The following is a 16,427-nucleotide window of genomic DNA, read 5'->3' on the forward strand; positions in this document are numbered from 1 at the left end:
GTCCGTGGGGACGGCTGACGCGCGGTCTGGCATGCTCGTCGCCGTGGAGCCATTGAACGCGGAAGACCCGGTCACCATCGGTCCGTTCCGTCTGATCGGCCGTCTCGGGGTCGGGGGGATGGGCCGGGTGTTCCTCGCGCGCTCGGCCGGCGGCCGGACGGTCGCGGTGAAGGTGGTGCACGCCGAGCTGGCCGCCCAGGAGGAGTTCCGGCGGCGGTTCGCCCGCGAGGTCGCCGCCCTGGAGCGGGTCGGCGGGACGGGCACCGCGCCCGTGCTCGGCTCCGACACGTCCGCCGACCCCCCGTGGGTGGCCATCGGGTACGTACCGGGCCCTTCGCTGCGGACCGTGGTCGGCGACGAGTACGGTCCGCTGCCGCCCGCGACCGTACGGACGCTGGCCTCCGGGCTCGCCCGCGCCCTCGTCCACATCCACGACGCCGGGCTCGTCCACCGCGACCTCAAGCCGTCCAACGTGCTGCTGACCGTCGACGGGCCCCGGCTCATCGACTTCGGCATCGCCCGCGCCGTCGACACGGTCGCCGACGGCGGCGGACTGACCACCACCGGCGCGGTCGTCGGCTCCCCCGGCTTCATGTCGCCCGAGCAGGTCCGCGGCGACCGCGTCACGCCCGCGTCGGACGTCTTCTGCCTCGGCTCCGTCCTCGCCTACGCGGCGACCGGCCGCTCCCCCTTCGGGACGGCCGACAGCGGCGTCCACGCCACGATGTTCCGCATCGCCCACGACGAGCCCGACCTGACGGACCTCGCGCCCGAGCTCTCCGGCCTCATCCGGGCCTGCCTCGCCAAGGACCCGGAGGCACGCCCCTCGGCGACCGAGATCGTCGAGACCCTGCCGGTCGCCGATCCCTGGCTCCCGGCGGACGTCCTCGCCCGGCTCGGCCGCCACGCGGCCCGGCTCCTGGAGGCGGAGGCGGGGACGGGGGTCGGTGCGGTGGTCGGTCCGGTGGTCGGTCCGGTGGTCGCTCCGGTGGCCGGTCCGGTGGCCGGAGGAGCCTCGGTGGCTGCCGCCGCCGGTGACCCGACGCCCGCCACGCCCCTGCCGCCCACCGTCCGCACCACACCCCGTCCCCGCCGTCGTACGGCCCTGATCGCCGCCCTGGCGACGCTCGTCGTGGCGGCCGCGGCCACCGCCACGTACACCTTCTGGCCCGACCCGAACACCGGCGGCGACGAGCAGAAGAACCGCGGCAGGGGCGAGACCGACGGCGTCTCCGCCCGGCCCGCCGGGATCGTCCCGGGCGGCTTCCTCGGCGCCTGGGAAGGCGTCATCCAGGGGACCGCCGACCACCCCCGGGAGACCGCCCGCATCGAGATCACCCAGGGCGCGGCCGGCGCCAAGAACGCCGTCTACGTCCAGGTTGCCGAGGGGCGGCTCTGCATGGGCCGCTCCCGGCTCGTCTCGGCCGACGAGGACAAGGTCGTCTACGGCGAGTCCGACGTCACGAGCAGCGTGCCCGCGCAGCGCTGCACCCCCGCCGCCCACCAGACCCTCACCCTGCGCTCCCCCGACGTCCTGGAGTGGACCTCGGGCGCCGCGAAGGCCACCTTCCGCAAGGCACCCACCGGCACCGCCGTCGTCCCCGCCCGCTTCCTCGGCCGCTGGCGCAGCAAGCCCATGCCGGAGATCTACGGCGACAACGACGACCGCTTCACCACGGAAGTCACGGTCACCCAGGGCCCGATCGGCACCCAGCTCGTCCGCTTCACCGACGTCTTCCCGCGCATGAACGACGCCGGCGAGATCACCACCGACGTCGTCAGCTGCTCCTCCACCGCCGTCCTCGCGGGCGTCGGCGACCTCCTCGTCGTCGGCCCGCAGGCCAAGGACGCGGGCAGTACGGACGCCGAATGCCCCGAGGCCGGCTCCAGCTATCTGGTCGTGGACAAGTGGGAGGGCAAGGACCGGCTCCTCGTCTATCCGATGATCGACGCGGAGCCGGGTGAGTTCCTGCGGTTGTAGGGCTATTCGGGGATACGGGCCGCGCAGGTGCTGAACGGCTCGTTCGCGACGCAGTCGAAGAGCTCGGCCCAGTCGCTGCTGGTGTCCGCGGCGCCCGCCTTCACGGTGTCCTCGCAGGACTTGTCGGTCAGACCCCAGAGGGACCCGTCCGGCCAGCCGGCCTGCTGCGTCCGGGTCTGCACGGCGTCGAGGCAGGCCTGCGGTGCCTTCAGACGCTTGAGCTCCTCCACGAGGTCCAGGTACTTGGCGTCGGTCACCGCCCGGGCCTGCTCGTCGAGCGTCGCCTTGGCGGCGGACCGCTCCGACTCGGAGGAGTCCGCGCTCTGGTAGACCTTGAGCGCCGCGGCGTTCTGCTGCAGCTTCTCCTGGACCTTCTTCTTGTCCTCCGGCTCCGTCGGCGCGGTGCCGGGCTGCTGGGCAGCCAGCACACCGCCGAGGAGCACGTCCGCGTACTTGGAGTAGAGCACCTTTTCCTGCACGGTCAGGTTCGGGTCCGTGAGTTTCGTGAGGACGGTGTTCAGGTCCTGGAGGACCTTGAAGTAGACGAGCCGCTCGGCGACGGAACCCTTCCCGTTGAACTTCTCCAGCGCTGTGGTCACGCCGAGGACGAGCTTGGCGTACCTCTCCCGGTCCTCCTTCGGGGTGTCCGCGTCCTTGCTGAGCCTCAGCGCTTCGGCCAGCCCCTTGGCGAGGGCCTTGGCGTCGTCCTTCTCCTGCTGCGTCCCGTTCCCGTTGACGATGGCTTGGAGGTCGTCCAGCTGCTTCTTGACCTTCGCCTTCTCCGCGGCGGAGAGGTTGGAAGCCGCGAGGTCGGCCTGCGCCTGCTTGAGCTCGCCGGCGGTCAGGGTCTGGATCGCGATGTTCTGGGCAGGAGGCGCTTCGTCGCCCTCAGCAGGCAGCTCTCCGGGCTGCGCGGCCGGGTCCGCTTCCTCTTCCGCCGGGTTCGGTTCTTCCTCCTCGCCGGGAGGCACTTCCTCCTCGGCGGGCGGTGGCACTTCCTCCTCGGCGGGCGGCGGCACCTCCTCCTCGGCGGGCGGCGGCACTTCCTCCTCGGCAGGCGGTGGCACTTCCTCCTCGGCGGGCGGTGGCACCTCCTCCTCGACAGGCGGCGGCACCTCCTCCTCCGCAGGTGGTGGTGGCGGCGTCGGCTGAGCCCTTCCGGTTTCAACGGCCTGAACCTGCGCCGGGGCTGCCGGGACCGCCATGGCGCCCATGCCTGACGACAAGGCCAAGCCGGCCGCCAGGAGGGACGCGCTCGCAGCCCGGACGACTCGTCGCTGGGCGGATGTGGTCATGGTGCATCCAGGTGGCTGTCGGTGTGCTGCTTCGTCCGCGGGGGCCGACCCGCGAAGGCGGCCCAAGGTGACCGGAGTTCCACGACTCAACGGTGCACAGGAATCACAGGAACCACTCTTCTCCCGTGGCCCCGAGTCGGCAACTCGGGGCCACGGCACCCGAACACGCTCTGTGAGCACCACCCCTGGAGGGGCCCTAGCCGCCTACGCCGAGTAGTTCCAGGGCGGCGCGGGCCGAGTCGAGGAGCGGCGCGCCGAGCGTCCCGAGCAGCGCGGCGATGCCCGCGACCGTCACCAGGGCCCGGCGCCGTACGGGCGTCTCGACGGCCGCGCCGGTCGCGTCGGCGGCGAGGACGGGCAGCGCCTCGTCGAAGGACCGCCGGTCCTCGGGCGCCACCTCCGCGCGCAGCTCCCGCATGAGCGTGACGACGGTCCGCAGCGCCTCCTCCAGGGTGGGCTGCTGGGACGGGGCGTGGTGGTTGTGGACGATGCCCGTGTGGCCTTCGCCGCCGAAGATGTTGACCGTGTCACGACCGCCGCCGCCGTGGCTGTCGCCGCCGCGGTTTCCGTCGCCCGTCACTTCAGGATCCCCTTGTGTCCGTGGCCGCCGAAGATGTTGACGGTGTCCCCGGTGTAGTTCTTCATGTTGACCGTCACCTTCTGGACCTGTACGTGGAACTCCGTGTCCGGGTTCTCGATCGCGCGCGCGATCCGGCGGACGAGTTCCGTCAGCACGCCCGGGTCACGGTTGGTGAGCAGGGCGAACGCCGTCCCCGTGGTCTCGATGGCGAGGACCGTGTGCGGCGCCCCGAAGAGGATGATCAGCAGGTCCACGAGGGAGTAGACGAGGAACGCGAGGCAGAGGAACCGGATGACGCCCAGGTCCTCGCCGTTTTCCTGCTCGTAGGCGCCGACGAAGGCCAGCACCAGCAGCGTCGGGGCGAGTCTCTTCAGGAACGTCATCAGCGCCGCGCCACGGTCGGGCGCGACGACGAAGGTGTGGACGCGGGCGATGTTCTCCAGCGGATAGCACGCCCTGTCCACCCATAACAGGCGCTTGCTGACGCTCACGTCGACGGTGCCGACGCTTTTGGGAGGGACGGGAGGGGTGGGTGGCGTGGGCGGGGTGGCCGGCGTGGGTGGGGCGGGAGGACCGGGCGGTGGCGGAGGTGAGGCGGGAGGTGTGGGCGTGTCCATGCTTCCCCCTGAGACGGAACCGCACGTGAGTGGAGCCCTATTAAGCGCCCAACACCTGTAGCTGACAAGGGCAGTTCAGGACTCACGGGGGCAGAGTTCGGCCGCCGCGCGGGCGTAGCCGTGCACCAGGGGGCGGGTGTCGTCGGCCCGCCAGGCGAGGACGAGACGGCTCGGGGTGACGCCGCGGACAGGCCGGATCACGACACCTTCGCGGGCGAGCAGCGGCACGTTCCCGGCGGCGACCAGGCAGACGCCGAGGCCGCCGGCGAGCGCCTCGTACGTCTCGTCCACCCCGCCGATCTCGGCACCGATCACCGGCGGCCGCCCGCCTCGCGCATCCAACGCCAGCCAGTAGTCGCGCAGTTCGGGCCCGCTGTCCGGCAGCGCGAGGAAGGGCTCGTCGAGGAGGTCGGCGAAGTCCAGGCTCTCTCGCGCGGCCAGCGGGTGGGCCGCGGGGAGCGCGACGAGCCGGGGCTCGGCGGCCACGACGACCCAGCGGAACCGGTCCGCGCCCGCCAGCGGCAGCCAGACGAAGGCGACGTCGGTGCCGCTGTCGGCAAGCCCGGCCGTCGGGTCGTCCCAGGCCACCTGGCGCAGCTTCAGCCGGGCCCCGGGATGGGCCTCGGTGAAGCGGGAGCGGATCGCGGGCAGCAGGCCGCCCCGCCCGGGGCTGGTGCTCATGCCGACGACGAGGGTGCCGTCCGCGGCCTCCCGCGCCCGCCGCACCGCCTGCCGGCCCTCCTCCCAGGCGGCGAGCGCGGCACGGGCGTGCGGCAGCAGGGCCGTACCGACGGGGGTGAGGGAGACGCCCCGCCGGTCGCGGTCGAAGAGGGGGGCGCCGAGCTGCCGCTCCAGGGCCCGTATCTGCTTGCTGAGCGCGGGCTGGGACACGTACAGCTTCTCGGCGGCGCGGGTGAAGTGGAGCTCCTCGGCGACCGCGAGGAAGTACCTCAGGTCGCGGCCGTGGACGTCACTGGTCGTCATGCCCATGGGTTATCACGGCAGGTCTTGGACGGCCAGGGGCCGGGCGGCGCAGCCTTGTCGTGCCAGTACGGAACAGCCGCGAGGGAGTACGGACATGAGCAAGGTCTGGTTGATCACGGGCGCCAACAGCGGATTCGGGCGGGCCTTCGCCGAGGCGGCGATCGCCGCCGGCGACGTCGTGGTCGCCGCCGCCCGCCGCCCCGGGACCCTGGACGAGCTGGTCGCCGCCCACCCCGACCAGGTGGACGCGGTCGCCCTGGACGTCACCGACACGGCGGCGGTCGACCGGGTCGTCGCGGACGCCGCCGAGCGGCACGGGCGCATCGACGTCCTCGTCAACAACGCGGGCCGCACGCACGTCGGTTCGGTCGAGGAGACCGCCGACGCCGAGCTGCGCTCCCTCTTCGACCTGCACGTCTTCGGTCCGGCCGCCCTCACGCGGGCCGTCCTGCCGCACATGCGGGCCCGCCGCTCGGGCGCGATCGTGCAGCTCAGCAGCGTCGGCGGGCAGGCGTCCATGGCGGGCTTCGGCGCGTACAGCGCGACCAAGTTCGCCCTGGAGGGCCTGTCGGAGGCGCTCGCCGCCGAGGTCGGCCCGCTCGGCATCCGGGTGCTGATCGTGGAGCCGGGCGCCTTCCGTACGAGCCTGTTCGGCAACCACAGCCTGAGCGGTGACGGCATCGCCGACTACGCGGACACGGTGGGCGCGACGCGGGCGTTCGTGGAGACCGGGGGCGGTACGCAGGCGGGCGACCCGGCGAAGGCCGCGGCGGCGGTGCTCAAGGCCCTGGACGCCGACGAGACCCCGTTGCGGCTCGCCCTCGGCGACGACTCCATCGACGCGATCCTGGGCCACCTGGAGCAGGTGCGGGGCGACCTCACGGCCTGGGAGAAGGTCGGCCGGGACACGAAGCTGGACGCCTGACCGACACGAGGAAGGGCCCGCACACCGGTTCGTCGCCGGAGTGCGGGCCCTTCCTCGTGCGTACTCCTACAGGAAGGAGTTGATCTCGATGGTCTCGGTGCGGCCGGGGCCGACGCCGATCGCGGAGATCGGGGCGCCCGACATCTCCTCCAGGGCCTTCACGTACGCCTGCGCGTTCTTCGGCAGATCGGCGAAGGTCTTGGCCTTGGTGATGTCCTCGGACCAGCCCGGGAGCATTTCGTAGATCGGCTTCGCGTGGTGGAAGTCGGTCTGCGAGTAGGGCAGCTCCTCGACGCGCTTGCCGTCGATCTCGTACGCGACGCAGACCGGGATCTGCTCCCAGCCCGTCAGCACGTCGAGCTTGGTGAGGAAGAAGTCGGTCAGGCCGTTGACGCGGGTCGCGTACCGGGCGATGACCGCGTCGAACCAGCCGCAGCGACGGTCACGGCCGGTGGTGACACCGCGCTCGCCACCGATGCGGCGCAGCGCCTCGCCGTCCGCGTCGAAGAGCTCCGTCGGGAACGGACCGGCGCCGACACGGGTCGTGTACGCCTTGAGGATGCCGATGACCCGGCTGATCTTCGTCGGGCCCACGCCGGCACCGGTGCAGGCGCCGCCCGCGGTCGGGTTCGAGGAGGTGACGAAGGGGTACGTGCCGTGGTCGACGTCGAGCAGGGTGCCCTGGCCGCCCTCGAAGAGCACGACCTTGTCGTCGTCGAGCGCCTTGTTGAGGATCAGCGTGGTGTCCGCGACGAACGGCTTGATCTGCTCCGCGTACTGGAGCATCTCCTCGACGATCTGGGCGGCGTCGATCGCGCGACGGTTGTACAGCTTGGCGAGGAGCTGGTTCTTGCCCTCCAGCGCCGCCTCGACCTTCTGGACCAGGATCGACTCGTCGTACAGGTCCTGGACCCGGATGCCGACGCGGTTGATCTTGTCGGCGTAGGTCGGACCGATGCCGCGACCGGTGGTACCGATCTTGCGCTTGCCGAGGAACCGTTCCGTCACCTTGTCGAGGGTGACGTTGTACGGAGTGATCAGGTGAGCGTTACCGCTGATCAGGAGCTTCGACGTGTCGACGCCGCGCTCGTTCAGTCCGCTCAGCTCGGAGAGCAGGACCGCCGGGTCGACGACGACACCGTTTCCGATCACCGGGGTACACCCCGGCGAGAGGATTCCGGAAGGGAGAAGATGCAGCGCGTACTTCTGGTCGCCGACGACGACGGTGTGGCCGGCGTTGTTGCCGCCCTGGTAACGCACTACATAGTCAACGGATCCACCGAGGAGATCGGTGGCCTTTCCCTTGCCCTCGTCACCCCACTGAGCACCGAGCAGCACAAGTGCGGGCACAGGCGTACACCCCTTCCGGGTGGGGCATGTCCAAGGTCAGGGGCCGAGGCCGCCTCACCGGTGTGCCCCGGAATAGACGAAGCCCCTGGCGCAATAGCGCAAGGGGCTCTTGCACAAAGATGCTACCCGAGGAAGGACCGAGGTGTCGGATCACGACCAGCTGCTGGTCATCGTCGACCCGGTCGCCCGCCGAAGTGACGGCGAGTCCGTACGGATCGCGAAGGATGTCCTGTCAGCGCGCGCGGAAGCGAAGATCTGCCTGCCGGACAGCCCGGAGGAATTCACCCGAGCCCTGGCCCGGCGCGGCTCCCGGCACCCCGTGGTGCTCGGCGACGACCGCGCGCTGCTCCGGACGGTGACGCTGCTGCACCGGGAGCGGGGGCTCGCCGAGGGGGCGCTCTCCCTCGTCCCGATCGGCCCGCCGGACGCTTTGGAACTCGCGCACGCGCTCGGCGTGCCGCGCTCCACCCCGGCGGCGGCGCGGGCGGTCCTCGACGGGGCGGTGCGCCGCCTCGACCTGCTGGTCGACGACAGCGACGGGGTCGTCCTCGGCGACCTCTGCATCCCCGGCGTATCGACCGTCCGCACCCTGGCCGTGCCGACCTCGTCCGTCTGGGGCACCTGCCGCTCCCTGGTCCGCACGCTGGTCCGCCCGGCCCCGACGGCCTTCGCGGTCCGCACCCACCGGCTGCGGGTGGAGGCGGACGGGGTGCTCCTCGCGGACGTGGACACGCCGGTGGAGGGCGTCTCGGTCCGCTCGGTCGCGGGCACGGCGGAGGTCACGGTCCACCCGGCCCACGCGTCGCCGGACGACCACTCGCCGGGCCACCCTTCCCTGGCCCGCACCCTCACGGTCTCGGGCCCGGACTTCCGCTACCGCGCGGACGGCCGCATCACGGGCCCGGTCCGCCGCCGCACGTGGACGGCCCGCGCGGGAGCGTGGGGGCTGACGCTTCCCCGGGACATCGCGGGGCTCTAGCCTCCCGGGGGCGGAACGCCGCCAGCGGCGGTGGGGCGTCCGGCGGTGGGGCGTCCGGCGGTGGGGCGTCCTGGTCGCCGCCGTCAGCATGGGAACGTCCGCGCCTTCGCCGGCGGGCGCGGGTGGGTGCTGATGGGTGCTGCTCCTGGCGCTGACGACGAGCCCGTACGAGGGGATCGGCTCACACCTCCACGAGCAGCTCCTCGAAGCCCCGGATCACGTACCCCGGCTTCCACACGGGCTCCGCCGCGAGCCGCAGCCCCGGTGCCTGGCGCAGCAACTCGCCGAAGACCGCCTCCAGTTCGAGGCGGGCGAGCGGGGCGCCGAGGCAGTAGTGGATGCCCGCGCCGAAGGTGATGTGCGGGTTGTCGGCGCGGGTGAGGTCGAGCTCGTCGGCCGTCGGGCCGAAGCGGGCCGGGTCGCGGTTGGCGGAGCCGAAGAGGAGGGCGACCTCGGAGCCGCGCGGGATGACCTGGCCGCCGACCTCGATGTCGTCGAGGACCCAGCGCTCGAACATCTGGAGCGGGGTGTCGTACCGCAGAAGTTCTTCCACAGCTGTGGACAACTTTTCGGGATCCGGACGGACGCCCTTCCGGAAGAGCGTCCACCAGCCGTTGACCGTGGTGTTCACGGTGGCCTCGTGGCCCGCGTTCAGGAGCAGTACGCAGGTGGAGATCATCTCCTGCTCCGTCAGCCCCTCCACCGCGACGAGGCCCGAGATCAGGTCGTCCCCCGGGCTCTTCCGGCGCCGCGCGATCAGCTCCCGCAGGTAGTCCGAGAACTCGATCGAGGCCGTCACCGCCCGCCGGGCCGTCTCCTCCGAGGGGCTCAGCTCGAACATCCCGCAGATCGCCGCCGACCAGGGCCGCAGCCGCCCCCGCTCCTCGTCGTCCTCCGGGATGCCCAGCATCTCGGCGATCACCGCGACGGGGAGGGGTTCGGCGACCGAGGCGAGCAGGTCGCCGCCGCCCCGCGCGACCAGGTCGCCGACGAGCCCGGCGGCGAGCCGCCGTACCGTCGGCGCCAGGTTCTCCACCGTCCTCGGCGTGAACGCCTTCGACACGAGCCGCCGGATCCGGCTGTGGTCGGCCGCCTCCAGATCGAGCAGCCCGTGGTCGTTGAGCGTGTGGAAGGGCTCGTACGCGGCGGCCGGCGCCCCCCGCCCGAACTCCTCGTGGGTGAACCGGTGCGTGTACGTCCGGCCCAGCCGCCGGTCCCGGAGGAGCGCCGACACGTCCTCGTAGTGCGGGATCAACCACTGCCGGGTGGGGCCGTGCCAGTGCGCGCGGCCGGCGGCGCGCAGCCGGGCGTAGGCGGGGTACGGATCGGCGACGAACCCGGGGGACCAGGGGTCGTACACGGCGTCGACATCGACAGCGTCCATGGCGTCCATGACCGGACGCTACCCCCAGGACACCGCTAACCGCCGACCCGCACCAGGCCCGCCTCGTACGCGAAGACCGCCGCCTGCGTCCGGTCGCGCAGCCCCAGCTTCACCAGGACCCGGCTCACGTGCGTCTTGATCGTGGACTCGGCGACGACGAGGTGCTCGGCGATCTCGACGTTCGACAGGCCCTGCGCGATGAGCACGAGCACCTCCGTCTCCCGCTCCGTCAGCTCCCCGATCTGCGCCATCGCCGGCGGGCGCGGCGAGCTGCCGGGTGCCTTGGCGAACTCGGTGATCAGCCGCTTCGTGACGGTCGGCGCGAGCAGCGCCTCGCCGGCCGCGACCACCCGCACGCCCTCCGCGAGCTGCCGGGCCGAGGCGTCCTTGAGCAGGAAGCCGGACGCCCCGGCGCGCAGCGCCTGGTACACGTACTCGTCGAGGTCGAAGGTGGTCAGGACGAGGACCTTCGCGTCCTCGTCGGCGGCGACGATCTCCCGGGTGGCGTCGATGCCGTTCAGCTCGGGCATGCGGATGTCCATGAGGACGACGTCCGGGCGGAGGGCGGCGACCTGGGAGATCGCCTCCCGGCCGTTGACGGCCTCGCCGACGACCTCGATGTCGGGCATCGCGCCGAGCAGGACGGAGAAGCCCTCGCGGACCATCATCTGGTCGTCGACGATCAGCACACGGATCACTGGTCGGTCTCCTCACGGGTCTCTTCACGGGCCTCTTCACGGCTCACGGGGATGAAGGCGGCCACCTCGTAGCCGCCGTCCGCCGTCACCTCGGCGGTCATCTCCCCGCCCAGCATCGTCACACGCTCCCGCATGCCGGTGATGCCGTGCCCGGCCCCCGGCGACGGCTTCACGAGACCGCGTGCCGGACCGTTGGCGACGCGCAGGCCGAGGCCGCCGAGGACGTACGACACCTCGACCTTGGCCGCCGCGCCGGGCGCGTGCCGCAGCACGTTCGACAGGGCCTCCTGGACGATCCGGTACGCGGAGAGCTCCACGCCCTGGGGCAGCTCGCGCACCGCGCCGGTCACCGTCTTCTCGACGACGAGCCCGGCCTCGGTGACGTTGCGGACGAGGGAGTCCAGGTCGCCGAGCGTCGGCTGCGGGGCGTCGGGGGCCTCGTAGTCCTCGGCGCGGACGACCCCGAGGATGCGGCGCAGCTCGGTCAGCGCGGCGACGGCGTTCTCGCGGATGGTGAGGAAGGCCTGCTCCAGCTCCGGCGGCGGGTTCTCGACCCGGTAGGGCGCGGCCTCCGCCTGGATGGCGACCACCGACATGTGGTGGGCGACGACGTCGTGGAGCTCACGGGCGATGGTGGTGCGCTCTTCGAGGACGGTCCGCTTGGAGATCTCCTGGGCGGTGACGGTCTGCTGGGCGGTGACCTCGCGGTTGGCCCGGCTGCGGGTCTGGATCATGGAGACGGTGAGCAGGGCGAGGGCGGCGACGAAGAGCATCGGCATCGAGTCGGAGCCGTGCCCCACCCCGAGGAACATCTCGGCGAAGAAGGCGTAGCCCGCCGTCCCGAGCCACATCCACCACGCGGCTCGGGGCCCGGTGCGGGCGGCGACCACGGTGAGGACCACCAGATGGGCGGCGAACGCGTTCTCCGTCCAGGGCCACCCGCCCCAGTAGCCGCCGAGGAACGCCAGGAAGGGCGTCGAGGCGAGCGAGGCCCAGAAGGCGAAGACCGGCCTGATCAGCGTGACCAGCACGATGGCGGGCGACACCCAGGCGAACACGAGCCCCGCCAGTCCGAAGCCGTCGTTGATCCGGTCGTACCCGATCAGGAAGACGATCAGGGCGAGGAAGGCGACGGTCGCGTGAGGCAGCAGGCCCATGTAGGGGCGTATCCGCTTCGGCAGGCGGCGTGCGGGCCCGCTGTTCACGTCCATGCGCGACAGCGGGCGGTAGGCGAAGGCGTCGTGGAAGAGTTCCTGCCGCAGTCCGCCGAGGGCCACCTGCACCAGGCGGAACTCGGGGCTGCGGCTCGTCTCGGAGGTCTGTGTCTGGGTCACGCGAACCACGGTACGGGGGCGGGTGACCCCGGTCGTCCCGCTCGTTACGGATCCTCCGGCGTCCCCCCTGAGGACTACGTGCGGCCCCGCAGGTCCGTCAAGGCCTCACCAGGCGAGCTGGGCGATCTCCTCCGAGACCACCGCGCAGGCGTCCGCCGCCGGGTCGATCAGGGGGAAGTGGCCGACGCCTTCGAGCAGGGTGAAGCCGGCTTCCTCGCCGGCCTTCGCCGCCGCCTCCGCGTACGCCTCGGCGACCGTGTGCGGGACGACGACGTCCTCACGGCCCTGGACGATCGTGGTCGCGATGCCCGTCGGGAGGAGGACGGCCGGGTCCGCGAAGGCCGCCCGGTGCGCGTACTCCGCCTCGCCGCCGAGGAGTTCGGTGACCGCGCCGCCGCACACGCCGAGCTCCACCGCCCGCCCGAAGTGGGCGATCGGGGCGAGGGCGACGACCCCTCGCAGCGCGGGCGGGGCGGGCAGCCGCCACGGGGAACCGGCGGGGAGGACGTGGCGGGCCGCAGCCCAGAGGGCGAGGTGCCCGCCGGCGGAGTGGCCGGTGAGGACGATCCGGGCGGTGTCGGCCTGCGGCAGGTGGACGGCGGCGAGCGCCGGTACGGCGTCGAGCGCGGCGGCCACGTCGTCGAAGGTCTCCGGCCAGCGCCCGGCGACCGGGGCCGTACCGCCCTGGCGGGGGATGTCGCTGCCGCGCCGGTACTCGACGCTGGCGACGGCGAAGCCGCGGCGGGCCAGGAAGTCCACGAACGGGGTCAGGTGCTGCCGGTCGTACGGCGCCCGCCACGCGCCGCCGTGCAGGGCGACGACGAGCGGGGCCCGGGTGCGGCCGTCGCGCGGGGCGTAGAAGTCGACCACCTGGTCCGGGTGGTCGCCGTACGCGGCGGAGGCGTCCGGGGCGACGGCCGGGTGCGAGAAGGCCGACGCTTCTTCGGCAGCATCGCGCGCGGCGGGGTCCGGCATGCTGTTCCAACCTCTCGGTGACGCGGCCGAATTGGCCTGACCTGCGGGGACGGTACCAGCACCGGAGCCCCCGCAGATCAGGCGATCATCGGACCGTCGCCCCTCAGGCGGGGAGGTCGGCCAGGACCTCCCCGAGGACGCGGGCCGCCCGCTCCGCGTCCGCGAAGCCCACGTACAGCGGCGTGAAGCCGAACCGCAGCACGTCCGGGCGGCGCAGGTCGCCGACGACTCCGCGCTTGATCAGCTCCGCCATCACGGCGGGCGCGTTCTCGCAGCTCAGCGCGACCTGGCTGCCGCGCTCGGCGCGCGCTCCGGGCGTCACCGGGACGACCCGGCCCTCGGGCGCGTAGGCGGCGACACACTCCAGGAAGAAGTCCGTCAACGCGAGGGACTTGGCGCGCACGTCCTCGATCGCGACCCCGGCCCACACGTCGAGCGCCGATTCCAACGCCAGCATGGAGAGGATGTCGGGCGTCCCGACGCGGCCGCGCAGGGCGCCCGCGGCAGCCTCGTACCCGGGCGTCATCGCGAACGGGTCCGTGTGCGAGTTCCAGCCGGGCAGCGGGGAGTCGAAGGCCGCCTGGTGGCGCTCGGCGACGTACAGGTACGCGGGCGAACCGGGGCCGCCGTTCAGGTACTTGTAGGTGCAGCCGACGGCCAGGTCGACCCCGTGGGCGTCCAGGCCGACGGGCAGGGCGCCCGCGCTGTGGCACAGGTCCCAGACGGCGAGCGCGCCCGCCGCGTGGAGCGCGGCGGTGAGGCCCGGCAGGTCCTGGAGCCGGCCCGTGCGGTAGTCGACGTGGTTGACGAGCGCGAGGGCCGTGCGCTCGCTCACCGCGTCCGCCATGTCGGCCGGGTCGCACGCCACGATCTCGTGACCCGTCATGCGCGCTGCGGACTCCGCGATGTACCCGTCCGTGGGAAAGGTCGTCGCGTCGACGAGGATCTCGTCCCGCTCGTCGCCGTTGATCCGGGCCGCGGCGACGACCGCCTTGAAGACGTTCACGCTCGTGGAGTCGCCGACCACGATCTGCCCGGGGGCGGCGCCGACGATCGGGGCGATCCGGTCGCCGATCCGCTCGGGCGCGGTCCACCAGCCCGACTCGTCCCAGGAGCGGATGCGCAGCTCGCCCCACTCACGGGTGATCACGTCGGCCATGCGGGCCGGGACGTGCGCGGGCAGCGCGCCGAGCGAGTTGCCGTCGAGGTAGACGGTCCCGGCGTCGAGGGCGAACTTCTCGCGGTGCTGGGCGAGGCCGTCGGCGGCGTCGAGTTCCAGGGCCTTCTGTCGCGGATCAGACATGGCTGCGCGCCGTCCAGAGCTCCGGGAACACGTTCTTCTGGGCCCGCTTCTCCAGCCAGGCCACGCCCGCAGAACCGCCGGTGCCGGTCTTCGCGCCCATCGCGCGCCGGGTCGCCACCAGGTGGTCGTTGCGCCATCGCCACACCAGCTCGGCGACGTCGCTCAGGGCCTCGCCGAGCCGGACCAGCTCGGTGTTCTGGTCGGTGTCCGCGTAGATACCGGCCCAGACGGCCTCGACCGCCGGGGAGGGCTCGTACCGCTGCGCGAGGTCACGGCCGAGGACCGACTGCGGCACGGGCAGACCGCGCCGGGCCAGCAGGCCGAGGACCTCGTCGTACAGGCTCGGCTCGTGGAGCGCCTTCTCCAGCTCGGCGTGGACGCGGGGCGCGCCCCGGTGCGGGACGAGCATCGACGCGGACTTCTCGCCGAGCAGGAACTCCATGCGGCGGTACATCGCCGACTGGAAGCCGGAGCCCTCGCCGAGCGCGGCCCGGTAGGCGTTGAACTGGCCGGGGGTGAGCTGGGCGAGCGGCCGCCACGAGTGGTTGAGCGCCTCCAGCTCGCGCACCGAGCGCTTGAGCGCGTCCATGGCGACGGGGACGCGGTCCTCGCGCAGGGCGCGGCTCGCGGTCTCCCACTCGTGGACGATGACCGTGAACCACAGCTCCATGACCTGGGTGGTGACCAGGAAGACCATCTCGCCCGGGTCGTCCGAGCGGAGGTGCTGGAGGTGGGTGAGGACGTCCGCCTGGACGTAGTCCTCGTACGGCGTGGTACCCGCGAAGTCGAGGTTCGGGTCGACGGCGACCGAATCGGCTCCGGAATCGGGGGAACCCGGGATGGGTGACATTTCTGTCTCCTCGATACGAACTACCGGGTAGCGGTCTGCTCCACCGCGCGCGCGTTCTTCCCTGCGGCACGGGAGCCCCGGTCCCCTCGGGAGGCGGGCTTCGTCGCGCGCCGTCCCAACCGCATCATGACACGATCGGGCCCGTGATGTAGCTCCCGTCTTCGTCATACGGAAACGCGTTCGAACGGCAGCCGTTCAAGCCCTTGATCTGCTGCATCATCGCGGGCGCGAGCTTGCCCGGACCCGGGCAGCCCATGTGCTGCCGGATGCCGATCTCGTGCCCCACCTCGTGGTTGATGATCAGGTGCCGGTACTCGGCCGCCTCCCCCGCGAAGGTCGGCGAGCCGAGCATCCACCGCTTGAGGTTCACCACGACGCCGTCGGTGGTCTCGCAGTTCAGCTCGCCGCGGGTGTTCAGGCCCTGCCGTGCGCAGAGGGAGTCCGCCGTGTCCGGGGTGGCGATCCGGATGACGAAGTCGGCGTTCTGCGAGACCAGCTGGAAGCGGCCCCGGCCGTGCGCGGCCCAGCTGCGCGGATGGGCCAGGATCCGCTGGATCTCGGCGGCCGCCGAGTGCGCCGAGAGCTCGATGCCGTCCTCGACCTGGACGCGGTAGCGGCGCAGCGAGCCGCCGGTGCCGACCGCGTCGCCGGAGGCCTGTGCGGTGGTGAAGGTCCCGGCGCCGGACTGCGGCACGGTCGTCTTCTTCGGCGTGGGCGTCGGCTTGGGTTTCGGCTTCGCCGTCGTGGCCTTCGGCTTCGGCTTGGCCGTGGTCGGCCGGGGGGTGGGCGCGTCCGTCGTCGGATCCGCGGTGGCGGTCGCGGTCGTCGCCCGCGGCGCGGGGGCGGCCGAGTCGTCGACCGCCTGGCCGTTGAAGTGCGCGAGGGCCGCGCCGCCGCCGAGCGCGACGGTCATCAGAACCAGGACCGGCAGCGCGAGCCGGCGCACGGGGCCGCGTCTGCCTCTGCCCCGCCGGCGGCTCTGTGTCCCTCGCCGTCCTGCGGGTGCGGCACGCTTGCCCACGACAGTCTTCTCCCCTGCGTCGGCCGGTGTGGGGGAGGAGGAAGTGGGGCCTCGGAAACCGGCGTTCTCGGTGCTGCGGTCCCCGGGATCGTACCGGCCCTCTTCGAACATCCTCGAACGCGCTCGGACGCGCGGAGAGGTCTGTCCCGAT

The 16,427-nt window shown here is 72.5% G+C and carries 15 protein-coding genes; 3 read left to right on the top strand and 12 right to left on the bottom strand.

Annotated elements, in window-relative coordinates:
* Window positions 1–43: 43 nt before the first annotated feature.
* Entirely contained in the window at window positions 44–1,981 is a 1,938-nt protein-coding gene (locus ACFWWU_RS01230) for a serine/threonine-protein kinase (protein WP_384137600.1), read from the top strand.
* Window positions 1,982–1,983: 2 nt separating this feature from the next.
* Here the strand turns inward: ACFWWU_RS01230 and ACFWWU_RS01235 are convergent, their stop codons facing one another.
* The 4 genes from ACFWWU_RS01235 to ACFWWU_RS01250 form a co-directional block, all read right to left on the bottom strand.
* Entirely contained in the window at window positions 1,984–3,096 is a 1,113-nt protein-coding gene (locus ACFWWU_RS01235; protein WP_384137602.1) for a hypothetical protein, read from the bottom strand.
* 376 nt (window positions 3,097–3,472) lie between these two features.
* Window positions 3,473–3,856: a hypothetical protein gene (locus tag ACFWWU_RS01240; protein WP_384137604.1), complete on the bottom strand. Its 384-nt coding sequence runs from the start codon at window positions 3,854–3,856 to the stop codon at window positions 3,473–3,475.
* Window positions 3,853–4,347, bottom strand: coding sequence for a DUF6232 family protein (locus ACFWWU_RS01245; RefSeq protein ID WP_384137605.1), 495 nt, complete (start codon window positions 4,345–4,347; stop codon window positions 3,853–3,855). Before ACFWWU_RS01245 ends, ACFWWU_RS01240 begins: the two co-directional genes overlap by 4 nt.
* 201 nt (window positions 4,348–4,548) lie before the next feature.
* A complete protein-coding gene (locus ACFWWU_RS01250; protein WP_384137607.1) occupies window positions 4,549–5,463 on the bottom strand; it encodes a LysR family transcriptional regulator in 915 nt (304 codons plus the stop codon).
* 88 nt (window positions 5,464–5,551) lie between these two features.
* Here ACFWWU_RS01250 and ACFWWU_RS01255 point away from each other — a divergent pair, with 88 nt between their 5' ends.
* Complete coding sequence (locus ACFWWU_RS01255) at window positions 5,552–6,382, top strand: oxidoreductase (RefSeq protein ID WP_384137609.1); 831 nt, start codon at window positions 5,552–5,554, stop codon at window positions 6,380–6,382.
* Window positions 6,383–6,448: 66 nt separating this feature from the next.
* Here ACFWWU_RS01255 and ACFWWU_RS01260 read toward each other — a convergent pair whose 3' ends face one another.
* A complete protein-coding gene (locus ACFWWU_RS01260) occupies window positions 6,449–7,732 on the bottom strand; it encodes an adenylosuccinate synthase (RefSeq protein ID WP_384137611.1) in 1,284 nt (427 codons plus the stop codon).
* 142 nt (window positions 7,733–7,874) lie between these two features.
* On the opposite strand from ACFWWU_RS01260, the gene ACFWWU_RS01265 reads away from it, so the two are divergent.
* The gene (locus ACFWWU_RS01265; RefSeq protein WP_384137612.1) at window positions 7,875–8,711 is read left to right on the top strand and encodes a diacylglycerol kinase; all 837 of its coding nucleotides are present in this window, start codon (window positions 7,875–7,877) and stop codon (window positions 8,709–8,711) included.
* A gap of 181 nt (window positions 8,712–8,892) precedes the next feature.
* Here the strand turns inward: ACFWWU_RS01265 and ACFWWU_RS01270 are convergent, their stop codons facing one another.
* The 7 genes from ACFWWU_RS01270 to ACFWWU_RS01300 all read right to left on the bottom strand — a co-directional run bounded on the left by ACFWWU_RS01270 (window position 8,893) and on the right by ACFWWU_RS01300 (window position 16,276).
* On the bottom strand, window positions 8,893–10,095 hold the full coding sequence (locus ACFWWU_RS01270; RefSeq protein WP_384138389.1) for a cytochrome P450: 1,203 nt from the start codon (window positions 10,093–10,095) through the stop codon (window positions 8,893–8,895).
* A 35-nt stretch (window positions 10,096–10,130) separates the two neighbouring features.
* Entirely contained in the window at window positions 10,131–10,793 is a 663-nt protein-coding gene (locus tag ACFWWU_RS01275) for a response regulator (RefSeq protein ID WP_384137614.1), read from the bottom strand.
* Window positions 10,790–12,136, bottom strand: a complete 1,347-nt coding sequence (locus ACFWWU_RS01280; protein WP_384137616.1) for a sensor histidine kinase — start codon at window positions 12,134–12,136, stop codon at window positions 10,790–10,792. The genes ACFWWU_RS01275 and ACFWWU_RS01280 overlap by 4 nt, the downstream gene beginning before the upstream one ends.
* A gap of 96 nt (window positions 12,137–12,232) precedes the next feature.
* A complete protein-coding gene (locus ACFWWU_RS01285) occupies window positions 12,233–13,102 on the bottom strand; it encodes an alpha/beta hydrolase (RefSeq protein ID WP_384137618.1) in 870 nt (289 codons plus the stop codon).
* A 103-nt stretch (window positions 13,103–13,205) separates the two neighbouring features.
* The gene (gene kynU, locus ACFWWU_RS01290; RefSeq protein ID WP_384137620.1) at window positions 13,206–14,405 is read right to left on the bottom strand and encodes a kynureninase; all 1,200 of its coding nucleotides are present in this window, start codon (window positions 14,403–14,405) and stop codon (window positions 13,206–13,208) included.
* Window positions 14,398–15,255, bottom strand: a complete 858-nt coding sequence (locus ACFWWU_RS01295) for a tryptophan 2,3-dioxygenase family protein (protein WP_384137622.1) — start codon at window positions 15,253–15,255, stop codon at window positions 14,398–14,400. The genes kynU and ACFWWU_RS01295 overlap by 8 nt, the downstream gene beginning before the upstream one ends.
* A 124-nt stretch (window positions 15,256–15,379) precedes the next feature.
* Window positions 15,380–16,276 (bottom strand): DUF3152 domain-containing protein, encoded by an 897-nt coding sequence (locus ACFWWU_RS01300; protein ID WP_384137624.1) that lies wholly within the window; start codon window positions 16,274–16,276, stop codon window positions 15,380–15,382.
* Window positions 16,277–16,427: the final 151 nt, after the last annotated feature.

Origin of the sequence: Streptomyces sp. NPDC058650 (assembly GCF_042717315.1) — a bacterium.
Taxonomy (GTDB): domain Bacteria; phylum Actinomycetota; class Actinomycetes; order Streptomycetales; family Streptomycetaceae; genus Streptomyces.